Annotated in this window: 13 protein-coding genes; 2 read left to right on the forward strand and 11 right to left on the reverse strand. The window is 72.8% G+C overall.

Going from position 1 to position 13,852, the window contains the following annotated elements; translation table 11 throughout:
* Positions 1-49 precede the first annotated feature (49 nt).
* The gene (locus Dfulv_RS18190; protein WP_259864864.1) at positions 50-862 is read left to right on the forward strand and encodes a methylenetetrahydrofolate reductase; all 813 of its coding nucleotides are present in this window, start codon (positions 50-52) and stop codon (positions 860-862) included.
* Here the strand turns inward: Dfulv_RS18190 and Dfulv_RS18195 are convergent.
* Positions 825-1,823, reverse strand: coding sequence for a GlxA family transcriptional regulator (locus Dfulv_RS18195; protein WP_259864868.1), 999 nt, complete (start codon positions 1,821-1,823; stop codon positions 825-827). The two genes, Dfulv_RS18190 and Dfulv_RS18195, sit on opposite strands and share 38 nt — an antisense overlap.
* A gap of 72 nt (positions 1,824-1,895) precedes the next feature.
* On the opposite strand from Dfulv_RS18195, the gene Dfulv_RS18200 reads away from it, so the two are divergent.
* Positions 1,896-3,278, forward strand: coding sequence for an APC family permease (locus Dfulv_RS18200; protein WP_259864871.1), 1,383 nt, complete (start codon positions 1,896-1,898; stop codon positions 3,276-3,278).
* Here the strand turns inward: Dfulv_RS18200 and Dfulv_RS18205 are convergent.
* The 10 genes from Dfulv_RS18205 to Dfulv_RS18250 form a co-directional block, all read right to left on the reverse strand.
* On the reverse strand, positions 3,225-4,949 hold the full coding sequence (locus Dfulv_RS18205) for an MFS transporter (protein WP_259864873.1): 1,725 nt from the start codon (positions 4,947-4,949) through the stop codon (positions 3,225-3,227). The genes Dfulv_RS18200 and Dfulv_RS18205 overlap by 54 nt on opposite strands.
* Complete coding sequence (locus Dfulv_RS18210) at positions 4,946-5,383, reverse strand: MarR family winged helix-turn-helix transcriptional regulator (RefSeq protein WP_259864880.1); 438 nt, start codon at positions 5,381-5,383, stop codon at positions 4,946-4,948. Before Dfulv_RS18210 ends, Dfulv_RS18205 begins: the two co-directional genes overlap by 4 nt.
* Before the next feature lie 142 nt (positions 5,384-5,525).
* Positions 5,526-6,236, reverse strand: a complete 711-nt coding sequence (locus tag Dfulv_RS18215; RefSeq protein WP_259864882.1) for a hypothetical protein — start codon at positions 6,234-6,236, stop codon at positions 5,526-5,528.
* Between the two features lie 162 nt (positions 6,237-6,398).
* Positions 6,399-7,571 (reverse strand): cation:proton antiporter, encoded by a 1,173-nt coding sequence (locus Dfulv_RS18220; RefSeq protein WP_259864884.1) that lies wholly within the window; start codon positions 7,569-7,571, stop codon positions 6,399-6,401.
* Between the two features lie 8 nt (positions 7,572-7,579).
* Complete coding sequence (locus Dfulv_RS18225) at positions 7,580-8,062, reverse strand: cation:proton antiporter regulatory subunit (protein ID WP_259864886.1); 483 nt, start codon at positions 8,060-8,062, stop codon at positions 7,580-7,582.
* 37 nt (positions 8,063-8,099) lie between these two features.
* Complete coding sequence (locus Dfulv_RS18230) at positions 8,100-8,849, reverse strand: IclR family transcriptional regulator (RefSeq protein ID WP_259864888.1); 750 nt, start codon at positions 8,847-8,849, stop codon at positions 8,100-8,102.
* A 37-nt stretch (positions 8,850-8,886) separates the two neighbouring features.
* On the reverse strand, positions 8,887-12,183 hold the full coding sequence (gene lysX, locus Dfulv_RS18235; protein WP_259864907.1) for a bifunctional lysylphosphatidylglycerol synthetase/lysine--tRNA ligase LysX: 3,297 nt from the start codon (positions 12,181-12,183) through the stop codon (positions 8,887-8,889).
* Positions 12,180-12,311 (reverse strand): hypothetical protein, encoded by a 132-nt coding sequence (locus Dfulv_RS18240; RefSeq protein WP_259864909.1) that lies wholly within the window; start codon positions 12,309-12,311, stop codon positions 12,180-12,182. Before Dfulv_RS18240 ends, lysX begins: the two co-directional genes overlap by 4 nt.
* 54 nt (positions 12,312-12,365) lie before the next feature.
* On the reverse strand, positions 12,366-12,869 hold the full coding sequence (locus tag Dfulv_RS18245; RefSeq protein WP_259864912.1) for a hemerythrin domain-containing protein: 504 nt from the start codon (positions 12,867-12,869) through the stop codon (positions 12,366-12,368).
* Between the two features lie 88 nt (positions 12,870-12,957).
* A complete protein-coding gene (locus tag Dfulv_RS18250) occupies positions 12,958-13,719 on the reverse strand; it encodes a polyphosphate kinase 2 family protein (protein ID WP_259864914.1) in 762 nt (253 codons plus the stop codon).
* Between the last annotated feature and the right edge of the window lie 133 nt (positions 13,720-13,852).

The following is a 13,852-nucleotide window of genomic DNA, read 5'->3' on the forward strand; positions in this document are numbered from 1 at the left end:
GCGTCGGGGCGGAGAGCGGGTCAGGGCCGCGGGCGGCTAGGGTAGGGGCGTGAACCGGTTCGAGGTGGTCTGTGAGATCGAGCCCCCAACCCGGCCGGACATCCGGCACGTCCGGCACCAGATCGGGGTGCTCGCGCCGGTCGCCCACTCGTTCCTCATCCCCGACAACCACATCGGGCGGGCCACCGTCTCCAGCATCGCCGTCGCGCATGAAGTGGCGGCGATGGGCGGGCGCAGCATCGCCTGCCTGAACTCCCGCGACCGCAACCTGCTGGGCTTCCAGCGGGACATGCTGACCGCCGCGGCGTACGGCGTGGAGGAGTTCCTGTTCGTCCACGGCGACAAGCCGACGGCCGGCGACCGCACCGGCGAGCTCAACGTCCGCATGATGATCGCCGAGGCGCGGGCGATGGGGGAGCGGCCCGGCTTCCGGCCGCCGCGCATCGGGGTGGCGGCCGGCCTGCGCCGCGTGCCGTCCTGGAAGCGCGCGGCCGACTTCGTGTTCGCCCAGATGAGCTTCTCCGTCGACGGGCTGCTGCGCTGGCGGGACTCGGCCGGGCTGGACGTTCCGGTGTACGCCGGGGTGCTCGTCCTGTCCAGCGCCGCCATGGCCCGCCGGCTGGCGGCGACCATCCCGGACATCGACATCCCCGCCGACCTGGTCGACCGGGTCGAGGCCGACCGGCGGGCCGGCGTCGACGCCGCGTGCGAGCAGGTCGCCGCGCTGCGCGACAGCGGCGCCTTCGACGGCGTCCACCTGGTCACGGTCTCCCGCTACCGCGAGGTCGCGCTGCTGCTGGAGAGCATGCTCGCCGCGCCGCCGCTCAGCGGTGGAACACCTGGCGGTATGTCCCCGGCGTGACGCTCGTCTGCCGCACGAAGTGGGTGCGCAGGTTGGCGGGGGTGCCGAAGCCGCTGCGGTGCGCGATCCGCTCGATCGAGTCGTCCGTCGTCTCGAGCAGCTCCTGCGCGAGCCGCACGCGCTGCCCGACCAGCCACTGCAACGGTGTGGTCCCGAGGCTCTCACGGAACCGGCGGGCGAACGTCCGCGGGCTGAGCCGCGCCTGCCGCGCCAGGTCGGCGACGGTCAGCGGCTGGTCGAGCCGCTCCCGCGCCCAGTCGAGCGCACCGGCGAGCGTGTCGGGCGTCCGGGGCCGCTGGGGCAGGTTCGCGAACTGTGACTGGCCGCCGTCGCGGTGCGGCGGCACCACCATCCGGCGCGCGACCTCGTTGGCGACCGCCGCGCCGTGGTCGAGCCGCACCAGGTGCAGGCACAGGTCGATCGCCGCGCCGGTCCCGGCGGAGGTGAACACGTCGCCGTCCTGCGTGTAGAGCACGTCGGGGTCGAACGTGACGGCCGGGTAGCGCTGGGCGAAGTCGAACGCGTTCATCCAGTGTGTGGTGGCCCGGCGGCCGTCGAGCAGGCCCGCGGCGGCCAGCACGTACGCCCCCGTGCAGATCGCGACGATCCGCCGGCCGTTCTCGTGCGCCTTGCGGACGGTGCGGACCAGCTCGTCGGGCGGCTCGATCTGCTTGGCCCGCGCGAAGGCCGGCAGGATCAGGGTGTCGACGTCGGCGAGGGTCTCGAGGGGGTACGGCGCGTCGACCGTCAGACCCGACCGCGCCGCGTGGCGGCCCGGTGTCACGGCCGCGAAGCGCAGCTCGTACCACGGGTCGGCCAGGTCGGCCCGGTCGATGCCGAAGACCTCGCAGGGCACCGCGAGCTCGAAGACCGGCAGGTCCTCGGTGACGGCGACCCCGACCACGTGACGGCGCTGAGCACTCCGGGCGCGCTGGGCGCTCTGCGGACTCTGCCGACTCATGGCACGAATGTATCCGAGGATGGCATTCCTGCCACTCACGGCTCGGGTCGTACGACATCCAAAATGAAGATCATGATGACTGTGCCACAAGGGGCGGCGCTGTCGATCGGGGCGGTGCTCGGCACCGGGGTGATCGCCCTGCCCGCGCTCGCCGCCCAGACCGCGGGCCCGGCGTCGCTGCTCGCCTGGGCCGCGCTGATCCTGCTGTCCGTCCCGCTCGCCGCGACCTTCGCCGCGCTCGGCGCCCGGCACCCGGACGCGGGCGGCGTCGCGACCTACGTGCGGCGGGCCTTCGGCGCGCGGGCCGCGGCGGTCGTCGGCTGGTCGTTCTACTTCGCGGTGCCGATCGGCACGCCCGCCGCCGCGCTGTTCGGCGGCGCCTACGTCGCGGCGGCGCTCGGCGGCGGTACCCGCACCGTGCTGCTCACCGCGGTCGGGCTGATGCTCGTCGTGACCGTCGGCAACCTCGGCGGCGTGCGGGTCTCCGGCCGGCTGCAGCTCGGCCTCGCCGCGCTGCTCATCACGCTCCTGCTCACCGCCACCGCGACGTCGCTGCCGCACGCCGACCCGGCGAACCTGCACCCGTTCGCCCCGCACGGCTGGTGGGCCGTCGGATCCGCCGCGGCGGTGCTGGTCTGGGGCTTCGCCGGCTGGGAGGCGGTCACCTCGCTCGCCGCGGACTTCCGCCGCCCGGCACGCGACCTGCCCCGCGCGACCGCGATCGCGCTGCTGGTCGTCGGCGTGCTGTACTTCGGCATCGCCGCCGCGAGCATCCTGGTCCTCGGTCCGGCCGCCACCGGCGACGCACCCCTCGCCGAGCTGCTGGCCCGCGGCGTCGGCGGTCAGGTCCGGGCCATCGCCGCGGCGGCGGCCGTCCTGCTCACGCTCGGCACCATGAACGCCTACCACGCGGGCGCCGCCAAGCTCGGCGCCGCCCTCGGCCGCGACGGCGCGCTGCCGGCGTGGTTCGCGCGCGGCTCCGGCGCCGGTGAGGTGCCCCGCCGCAGCCTCGCCGTGGTGGCCGGGCTCGGCGGCGTGTCGATGCTGGTGGTGGCCCTGACCGGGACCACCACCCGGGCCCTCGTCCTGCTCACGAGCGGCGCGTTCGTGCTGGTGTACCTCATGGGCTCCGCCGCCGCCCTCCGCCTCCTGCCGCGCCGGTCCCCGGCGTGGTGGTGCGCCGGGGTCTCCCTGGTCGCGTCGCTCGCCCTGCTGGTGCTCACCGGGTGGTACGTGCTGAGCACGCTCGTCGTCGCCGCCGGCGCCCTGCTCTACGTGCGCCGGACCCGGGCGGGCCGGCACCCCACTCCCCGGGGTGACCGGCCCGCCCGTGCTGCCGCCGTCCGGCCCGTGGCGTACCGGGCGGCGGCCCCACCAGGGAGCGTGGCTCAGGAGGACGTCTCAGCCGTCGCGCGCTTGGCGGGTCTGACCGGTGAGGCCAGGTTTGACGAGTGAAGCCAGGGCACCGACGACCGACATGCCGATCGCCAGCCAGAACACGATGACCAGTCCGTCGTGGAACGGGCCGGACACCAGGTGCGGGAAGAATTCGCGGCCGGTCAGCGTCGCGGCGTTGGCGGCCGGTAGCTGGCCGAGCAGATTCGGGCCGAGCAGCGACGCGACCGGGTTGTACCCGAGGAACGCGGCGAACAGTGTCCCGACCGGCGGCAGGCCGGCGATGGTGTGCGCCGCCCCGGGCGGCACGCCCTGTGCCGTGAGCCCCTGGTCGAGGGTCCCCGGCAGGTGACTGGACAGGCCGGCCACCATCAGGGAGAAGAACACGCCGATCGACAGCACCATGCCGGCGTTCTGGAACGTGGCCCGCATGCCGGACGCGGTGCCGCGCAGGTGCGCGGGGACGCTCGACATGATCAGCGCCGTGTTCGGCGCGGCGAAGAGCCCGCCGCCGAGGCCGTTGAGGAACACGAGGGCGGCGAACGCCCAGTAGCTGAAGTCGGTCGGCAGGATCAGCAGGCCGGCGAAGGACAGCGCCATGACGAGCAGGCCGACAGCGGCGAAGATCCGCTGGCCGTACTTGTCGGACAGGTGTCCGGCGATCGGCCCGGCGGCGAGGAAGCCGACGGTGAGCGGCAGCAGGTAGATGCCCGCCCACAGCGGGGTCTCCTCGTAGCGGTAACCGTGCAGCGGCAGCCAGATGCCCTGGAGCCAGATGATGAGCATGAACTGCAGGCCGCCGCGGGCGATCGAGGCGAGCAGGCCGGCGACGTTGCCCGACGCGAACGCCCGGATCCGGAACAGGCCGAGCGGGAACATCGGCTCGGCGACGCGCCGCTCGATCCAGGTGAACAGCCCCAGGACGAGCACGCCGCCGATGAGCCCGGCGAGCACCCACGGGTTCGTCCAGCCCTGGCTGTGCCCGCCGTACGGCTGGATGCCGTAGGTGATCGCGGCCAGCAGCGCGGTGAGGCCGACGGCGAAGGTGAGGTTGCCCCACCAGTCGATGCGCCCGGGCCGGCGCACACCGGTGTCGTGGAGGGAACGGTACGCCCAGATCGTGCCGATGACGCCGATCGGCACGTTGACCCAGAAGATCGCCCGCCAGTTCCATTCGGCGAGCAGCCCGCCGAGGACGAGGCCGATGAACGAGCCGGCGATGCCGGCGACGATGTTGACCCCGAGCGCCATGCCGCGCTGGGCGGCGGGGAAGGCGTCGGTGAGGATCGCGGCCGAGTTGGCCATGAGCATCGCGCCGCCGACGGCCTGCAGCACCCGCCAGCCGATCAGCCAGAGCGCGCCGCCGCCGCCGTCGAACGGGTCGAGGGACAGGGCGATCGAGGTGACCGTGAACAGCGCGAAGCCCGCGTTGTAGATGCGGACCCGGCCGTACATGTCGCCGAGCCGGCCCAGCGTGACCACCAGGACCGCGCTGACCAGCATGTAGCCCATGAGCATCCACAGCAGGTAGCTGACGTTGCCGGGGCTGAGCGGGTCGAGGTGGATGCCGTTGAAGACGGCCGGCAGCGAGATGAGCACGATCGAGGAGTTGATCGTGGCGATGAGCATGCCGAGTGTCGTGTTCGACAGCGCGACCCACTTGTAGTGCGGGTGCTCCGCGCCGCCGGAGAGCGCGCCGCGGAAGCCGCGCTTCCCGAGGGTCTCCGTCACTTCGCGAGCCTCTCCAGCGCCGGGAGCGCGGCGGCGATCAGCGCCTGGTCCTCCGGCGGCACGTCGGCGAGCAGCGTGGCGAGGTGCTCGGCCCGGTGGGCGCGGCGCCGCGCGAGCAGGTCGCGGCCGGCGTCGGTGACGTGGACGAGCACCACCCGCCCGTCGTCCGGGTCGGTGGCGCGGCCGGTGAACCCGTCCCGCTCGAGGCGCTGGACCAGCTGGCTCATGGCCGGCTGGGTCACGCCCTCGGCTGCGGCGAGTTCGGTGAGCCGCCGGGGACCTTCACGCTCCAGGCGCCGCAGCGTCGAGGCGGCCGTGAGGCTGATGTCGTTGGGGGGATTTCCGTGCCGGAGGAGGCTGAAGAGCCGCTCGATGGCGCCGGTCAGCCGCGCAGGGTCCAGCGCCGTGCGCGGTGCGGTCTCGGCTGCGGGCATGCCTCAATTCGTATCACGCGCTTATAGAAGGGCCTTATGTATTGCGATGTACCTCACGCGAACCTTCACCCTCGGCGACAGCACCGGTCGATGCCCGACACCGCTCTGGGCATCGACCGGTGCCGCCGTCAGGTCCCGGTGCCTAGATGCACTTCGGGTTCTCGACGATGGTCAGCCCGTCGACGAGGTTGCCGTAGCCCGCGTCGGTCGACGCGCTCTCCACCGCGGTCAGCGTGACGCGGGTCGAGGTCTGGTTCGAGCCGGTCTTGTACCAGCCGTAGAGCCGCTTCCACCGCACGTCGTCGGCGGAGTTGCGGTACGCGAAGGTCGAGCCGACGCCGTTGACGCTGCCGCCGTTCTTCGGCGTGCGGCCGAAGTGGATCTGTGTGGCCTCGACGTCCCTGGCGCCGGACGTGTCCCGGGCCCGGATCCAGAACGACCAGTAGATCTTCGTGTTCGGCTTGGTCTTGATGTCCTGGTAGATCGAGTTGCCGGAGCCGGTGGCGTTGAGCTCGGCGAACTGCTTGCCGAAGCGGGGCTGCACGCCCTGGCCGCCGTCCCAGATCTCGATCTGGCCCTTCGGGTCGTCGGTGCGCCACGCCGGCACGTCGTTCTCGTCGAACAGCGCCCAGTCCTGGTTGGTGCCCAGCTTCGGCGTCTCGAAGCCGCCGTTGACGGTCAGCTCCTTGCAGGCCGCGGCCGGCTTCTTGGCACGCTGCGCGCCGAAGGTCGTGCCGCCGTCACCCGGCCTGCCGGCCGCGTGGGCCGGGGCACCGACGAGCGTGGCGAACAGCGTCACCGCGCCGACGGCGCTCACAGCGGGCAGGGTGCGGTTGAGCTTGAACATGGTCATCCCCCGTCGTCCGCCACGGCAGCACTGCCGTGGCACCTCCGACGGAGAGCCAAACATGGCCGCCTGCGGAAATTCGGGCGTATGCCATAAAATCCGCGTTTCGGGCAGAGTTGGCGGGCCGTTCCGCGGCTTTCCGGACCCGGGTGGCTTGTGCGGCGCCGCTCACGCGGCTTTCGCCGCGCGTCTGCGCAGGTAGAAGCGGGCGAGAGGTTCGGCGGCCCGGGCGAGGAGCGGGCCCAGGACGGCCAGCATCAGCACGTACGCCGCGGCGAGCGGGCCGAGTCCGGCGTTGGCGCCCGCGGCGACCGCGAGCCCCGCGATGACGATGTTGAACTCACCGCGGGGCAGCAGCGCCGCACCCGCCCGGGCCCGGCCGGTCAGTGCCACCCCGGCCCGTCCCGCCGCGATCCAGCCGGTCACCAGCTTCGACAGCATGCCGCACACCGCGAGGATCGCCGCGACGCCGAGGACCGGCGGCAGCGCCCGCGGGTCGGTCTGCAGACCGAAGAAGACGAAGAACACCGCCGCGAACAGGTCCCGCAGCGGGGTCAGCAGCTCCCGGGCGGTGTGCGCGAGCGGCCCCGACAGCGCGATGCCGACCAGGAACGCCCCGACCGCCGCCGACACCTGCAGCAGCTCGGCGACGCCGGCGACGAGCACCGTCAGGCCCAGCACCTTCAGCAGCAGCACCTCGTCGCTCTCGCTGGCGACGAAGCGCTCCACGATGTGCCCGAACCGCAGCGCGACGATGAGCACGAAGCTGATCGTGGCGGCGGCGATGGCGAGGGTCACGGTGCCGCCCAGCAGGCCCACGCCGGCCAGCAGGGCCGTGAGGATCGGCAGGTACAGCGCCATCATCAGGTCCTCGAAGACCAGCAGCGACAGCACGACCGGCGTCTCCCGGTTGCCGAGCCAGCCGAGGTCGTTGAGCACCTTCGCGGTGATCCCGGACGAGGTGACGTAGGTGATGCCGCCCAGCGCGACCGCGCCGACGACACCCCAGCCGAGGATCAGCGCGGCGGCCACGCCCGGTGCGGCGTTGAGGACCAGGTCGATCAGGCCGGCCGGCGCCGACGAGCGCAGCGTGCCGACGAGCTCGGGCGCGGTGTACTCCAGGCCGAGCGTGAACAGCAGCAGGATCACGCCGATCTCGGCCCCGGCGGAGATGAACTCGGTGCTCGTCGTCAGCGGCAGGATGCCGCCGACGCCGAACGCCAGCCCGGCGATCAGGTACAGCGGGACCGGCGAGATCGAGAACCGCAGCGACAGGGCCCCGAGGAGCCCGAGCGCGAGGATGATGGCGCCGAGCTCGACGAGGATCGTGTCGTGATGCACGGGCCGGCCTATCCGTCCGTGAGGAGCGTGGCGACACCCTCGGTCCCGGCGGCCGTGCCCACGACGACGACCAGGTCACCGGCGTGCAGCCCGAAGTCGGGCCGCGGGCTGGCGATGACCTCGCTGCCCCGCACGACGGCGACGATCGACGCGCCGGTGCGGGTGCGGGCCCTGGTGTCGCCGAGGGCCCGCCCGGCGTACGGGGAACCGGGGGTGATCACGAGCTGCTCGGTGACGAGGCCGGCGACCTGCCGCTGCATCTCGGCGAGCTGCTCGACGATCCGGGCGGTGCCGAGGTATTCGGCCAGCGCGTTGGCCTCGTCGGCGGCCAGTGCGACCGACACGACGCTGGTGTCAGGGTCCTCTTTGTCGTAGATGACCAGGTCGCGCCGACCGCTGCGGTGGGAGACGATGCCGATGCGCCGGCCGCGGGCGGTGGTCACCACATGGCTCGTGCCGATGCCGGGCAGGTCGGTGCGCTGGACGTCCATAGCCCATGGTACCGAACAGTGGATCTTTCTCCCGGTTTTACCCTTGCAGGGCGGTCGCCAGGTCGCGGCTCGCGCGGAGGACACAGGCGGCGACCTCCTCGGCGTGGTCGTCGGTCAGCCGGGCCAGCGGCACGACGCAGCTGATCGCGTCGGTCACCGGGCCGCTGGTGGAGGGCACCGCGGCGGCGATGCAGCCGACGCCGGGGACCATCTGCCCGCGCTCGTACGCCCAGCCGCGCGCCCGGCACTCGGCCAGTTCGTCGAACAACGCGGCCCGGTCGACGACCGAGTCGACGGTGTGCGCCTCGATCCCCTGGTCGAGGATCGCCTCCACCTCCGCCCGGCTGCGGTGCGCCAGGATCGCCCGCCCGCTGGCGGGGCCGTGGGCCGGCATCCGCTTGCCGACGACCGGCCCGACGAGGTCGTGCGTCGCCTCGCGGCCGGCCAGGCAGACGATCGCCGTGCCGTCGAGACGGACCAGCCGGAACGACTCGTCGACCTGGTCGCGGGCCCGGGACAGGACCGGCCCGGCGAGCCGGACGGCCCGGTCGCCGCCGAGGAACGCGCTGCCGGGCCGCAGGGCGGCGACCCCGATCGCGAAGGTGGCGCGGTCGAGGCCGTCGGCGGGCCGGGCGTCGACCCAGCCGCGGTCGACGAGCTGCTTGAGCCGGCCACGGAGCACGTTGGGCGGCAGCCCGACCTGGCGCACCAGGGCGTCGAACGTCATCCGGTCGGGGGCGGCAGCGAGTCGCTCGAGCAGGTCGAGAGTCGGGCTCTCAGTTCCCATGCGGCACTGTTCCCATCTGCGATCCCCCGGAACAGTTTCACCTTGCCCGTGTCGTCTTGACAAGCGGGAACGGCAACGTCTCGCGGATCGAACGGCCGGTCAGCAGCATCACGAGCCGGTCGACGCCCAGGCCCAGCCCGCCGCTGGGCGGCATCGCGAACTCGAACGCGTCGAGGAAGTCCTCGTCGAGCTCCATCGCCTCCGGGTCGCCGGCCGCGGCCCGCAGCGACTGGGCGGTCAGCCGGGCTCGCAGCTCGACCGGGTCGACGAGCTCGGTGTAGGCGGTGCCGAGCTCCATCCCGAACGCGACGAGGTCCCACCGCTCCGCCAGCCGCGGATCGGCGCGGTGCTGGCGGGTCAGCGGCGACACGTCGACCGGGAAGTCGGCGTAGAACGTCGGCCGCACGGTCGTGCCCTCGACCAGGTGCTCGTACAGCTCCAGCACCAGCTGCCCGTGCGTCCACCCCTCCTGCCAGGCGATGCCGAGCTTGTCGGCGAGCTGCCGCAGGTCCACGACCGTCATGTCCGGCGTCACGGACGTGCCCGCCGCCTCCGACACCGCGGTGTAGACGGGCACCACCGGCCACTCGTCGCGCAGGTCCACGACGTCGTCGCCGCGCCGCAGCACGGGGTCGTCGCCGGCCGCCGCGAGGATCAGGTCGCGCACCAGGCCGCGCATCGTCGTGTAGTCGCCGTACGCCTCATACGCCTCGAGCATCGTGAACTCGGGGTTGTGGGTGGCGTCGACGCCCTCGTTGCGGAAGTTGCGGCCGATCTCGAAGACCCGCTCGACCCCGCCCACGGCGAGACGCTTGAGGTACAGCTCCGGCGCGATCCGCAGATAGAGTCGCATGTCGTAGGCGTTGCTGTGGGTGACGAACGGCCGCGCGTTGGCGCCGCCGTGCACCGGCTGCAGCACCGGGGTCTCCACCTCGACGAAGCCCCGCTCGTGCAGGACGCGCCGCAGCGCGAAGCCCACCGCGGACCGGGTGCGCACCATGGCCCGGGCGTCCTGGTTGACGATCAGGTCGACGTGCCGCTGCCGGACCAGCGCCTCCGCGTCGGCCATGCCCTTGTACTTGTCGGGCAGCGGCCGCAGGCACTTCGCCGTCAGCTGCCAGGCGTCGGCGAACACCGACAACTCGCCCCGCCGCGACGTGCCCACCTCACCGGTCACGCCGACGTGGTCGCCGAGGTCGACGGTCCCGGCGAACCCGGCGCTGTGCTCCCCGGACAGCAGCACCTGGAGGTCACCGGTCCAGTCGCGCAGCGTAGCGAAGCACAGCCCGCCGTGGTGGCGCAGCCGCACCACCCGCCCGGCGACGCCGACCCGGTCGCCGGTGTGCGTGTCGGGCGGCAGGTCCGGGTGCGCGGCCCGGACCGCGGCGAGGGTATGGGTGCGGCCGAACCCCGGCGGGTACGGCTCCACGCCCGACGCCCGCAGCGCGTCGACCTTCGCGAGCCGGACGCGCGTCTGCTCGGGCACCCGGCGCTCCGCGGCCGGCTGCTGCCGCGGCTGCGGTGTCCCGGTCGCCGGCCCGGTCACGATCAGCTCGCGGCGCAGCTCCGGCGCCGGCGCCGTCGCGCCCCGGCGCAGCAGCGTGCGCAGCCGCGGCACCACGACGAACCCCTCGGCGGCGCCGGACGCGAGCCCCACCTTCGCCAGGTCGCGCACGTCCTCGAAGCACAGGAACCGGGGCAGCCACTGCGGGTTGTACTTCACGTTCGACCGGTACAGCGACTCCAGCTGGAACCAGCGCGACGCGAACAGCAGGACCCGCCGCCACAGCCGCAGCACCGGCCCGGCCCCGATCCGCGCGCCCTCCTCGAACGCCGCCCGGAACACCGCGAAGTTCAGCGACACCCGCTCGACCCCCAGCTGTGGCGCCTGGCGCATGAGGGTCGCCACCATGAACTCGATCAGCCCGTTGTCGGAGCTGCGGTCCCGCCGCATCAGGTCGAGCGACAGCCCGATGCCGCCCCACGGCGTGAACGACAGCAGCGCCACCTCCCGCCCCTCGCGGTCATACGCCTCGACCAGCACACACCGCCCGTCGTTCGGGTCGCCGAGCCGGCCCAGCGCCATCGAGAACCCGCGCTCCGTCTCGGTGTCCCGCCACCGCGCGGCGAGCTCGATGATCCGGCCCATCTCCGCGGCGCCGATCTCCGCGTGGCGGCGGATCCGCACCGTGTATCCGGCCCGCTCGACCCGGTGCACCGCCTGCCGGACCTGCCGCAGCCGCGGTGCGTCGAGGTCGAAGTCCCGCACGTGCAGGATCGCCTCGTCGCCGAGCTCGAGCACCCGCAGCCCGGCCCGGGCGAACGCGGTCGCGCCCTCCTCGCTCGTGCCCATCACCGCGGGCGTCCACGCATACTCCCGGGCCTCCCGCAGCCACGCCTCGATCGCCGGTGGCCACGCCTCGGGCGGGCCGAGCGGGTCGCCGCTGGCCAGCGACACGCCGAACACGACCCGGTAGGTGACCGCGGCCCGGCCCGTCGGCGAGAAGAGGACCTCCTTGTCGCGGCGCGTCGCGAAGTATCCGAGCGAGTCGCGCTCCCCGTGCTCGGCGAGCAGCTCGCGGATCCGCCGCTCCTCGTCGGTGTCGAGCGCCGCGATCATCCGCTGCGAGCGCAGCAGCGCGAACAGCGCGGTGAACAGCGCGATCGCGCCGAACGCGCCGAGGACCAGATTGACCCAGCCCGGCGCCCGGCCGTGCCGCCCGACGTCGAACGCGAAGGCCCCGCCGAGGACGATCCGGCCGCTGTACGCGAGCCGGGCCGCACCCGGCCCCAGCGACCCCGGGAACATCTCCACCAGTCCCCACCCGGTGACCGTGAACACCGAGAGCAGCACGGCGAGCGTGGCGAGCGCCTTCGGCAGGCTGGCCCGCTGCACCTTCGCCCGGAACTCGCCGCGGGCCAGCCACAGCAGCACCAGCAGCACGGCGGTGACGGCGACATTGGTGTAGGCCGCACCCACCCCGTGCCACGGCAGCCGCAACTCCCGCGCCTCGGCGCCGCGCTCGCCGACGTCGGACAGGAAGAACACGTCATAGAGCATCTGGAGCCCGAAGAAGGTGGCGAGCAGCCAGTACGTGACGTGCTTGCGGTTGTGCACCCCGGCGGCGAGCGTCGCGAGGAACGCCGCATAGCCGAGGTTTGCCGGTGCCGGGACGAGCAGCGCGTCGACCGTGGCGCGGACCGGGTGGACCCGCGCGCCGAGCGCCGCACTGACCGCGGCGCTGGCGCAGAGCGCGGCGACGACGAGCAGCCCGACGGCATACCAGTCCGGCACCCGCCGCGTGACACGGCCCAGTCCGCTGCCCAGGGTCATCGCGGCACCTCCCGGACCGCTCCGGCCACGTCGTCGGCGAGGTCGACGCGGCCGGACGGCCCGTCATACCATCCGCGGTCGACGATGGCCAGGGTGTCGTGCGCGATCGCGCGTAGCCGTCTGCTCACGGCGCTCATCATGCCCGAGCCGGCCGACAATTTTCCGCCGCCGGCCCGCCTTCATCACTCGCTGTGTTGTTCGATGTACCGCTGCGGATCCTTGTCCCGGAACGTGAGCCCCTTGCCGCTGGGGTGCTCACCGTAGAAGGTGAGCCACTGTTCGCCCAGCTCCAGCCGCAGCCGCAGGCCCGCGTGCCGGCGGAAGTCGGGCAGCACCTCGTCCTCCTCCTCGGCGAGATGCTCGCTGTTCTCCCTGCGCGCGGCCCACACCGCGGCCCACCACTCCTCCGAGCCGACCGGGTGCTGCCGCGCCGCCTCGATCGCGTCGCGGATCTTGTTGTGGTCGCGGATCGCGTCGTCGGTCTCCTCCTCGGCGTCGTCGGTGTGCTGCTTGAGCAGGTGCGGGTAGAGGATCCGCTCCTCGGCCTCGGCGTGGATGTCCAGGTGCAGCGCGAGCGCCTCCCAGACGGCGCCGAGCTGCTCCTCGCCCTCGGCGTCGTCGAGCCGGGCGAAGCCGCGCCGGAACGCGGCGTGGTCGTCGAGGATGAGTGCGGTGATGTCGTCCATGCCGCCTTCATCACCCGCGGCGTGTGGTTCTAAACAGATGGCCGTGCCACACGGGCCTCATCCGGCCCGGGTGTCGTCCGGCCGGTGGTCAGTCGGCGTCGTGGATGTTGTAGCCGCGCTTGGTGAGCTGGGTCTCGATGGTGTGGCAGACCTGTTCGACGACGGCGACACGGGCGTGCTGCTTGTTGTCGCCGGCGATGAGATGCCATCGGGCGCGGGGCTTGTCGGTCTTGGTGAGCATGTCCTCGACGGCGGCCTCGTAGTCCGCCCGGCGCTCGCGGTTGCGCCAGTCCTCGTCGGTGAGTTTCCAGGACCGGAGCGGGTCGCCGGCGCGGTCCTGGAAGCGGCGTAGCTGCTCGTCGGGGGAGACGTGCATCCAGAACTTGATGAGGATCATGCCCTCGGCGGTGAGGGTGCGCTCGAACTCGGTGATCTCGTCGTAGGCGCGCTTCCACTGCTGCTCGGTGGCGAAGCCTTCGACGCGTTCGACGAGGACACGCCCGTACCAGGAGCGGTCGAGGACCGCCATGCCGCCCCAGCCGGGCAGCACGGCCCAGAACCGCTGGAGGAAATGGTGCCGCTTCTCGTCGTAGGTGGGTGCGGCGAACTGCGCGACGCGGACGTGGCGGGGGTCGAGCGGAGCGACGAGGCGTTTGATGGCGCCGCCCTTGCCGGATGCGTCCCAGCCTTCGAAGACGACGCACAGGGGCGGGCCGATCTTGTGATCGCCGAGTTGGCCGCCCAGGAGCAGGCGTAGCCGGAGAAGGCGTTGCTGTGCGGCTTCGAGCCGTTCGAGGCCGTCCTTCTTCGAGATTTTGGCCGACAGGTCGACCTTCGACAGGCGCGTCATGCCGCCGTCCTTGCCTCGCGGTCCGAACGTCCGGGGGTCGGGTGACTGGTCCATTCCACGACCTCAGCCTGGCACAGTTGCGACCCGCCGGCATCCCGCTCGCGCCGAGGGCCGCGGTTCGTGGTGCCGGCGA

This window comes from Dactylosporangium fulvum (assembly GCF_025137375.1).
GTDB lineage: Bacteria > Actinomycetota > Actinomycetes > Mycobacteriales > Micromonosporaceae > Dactylosporangium > Dactylosporangium fulvum.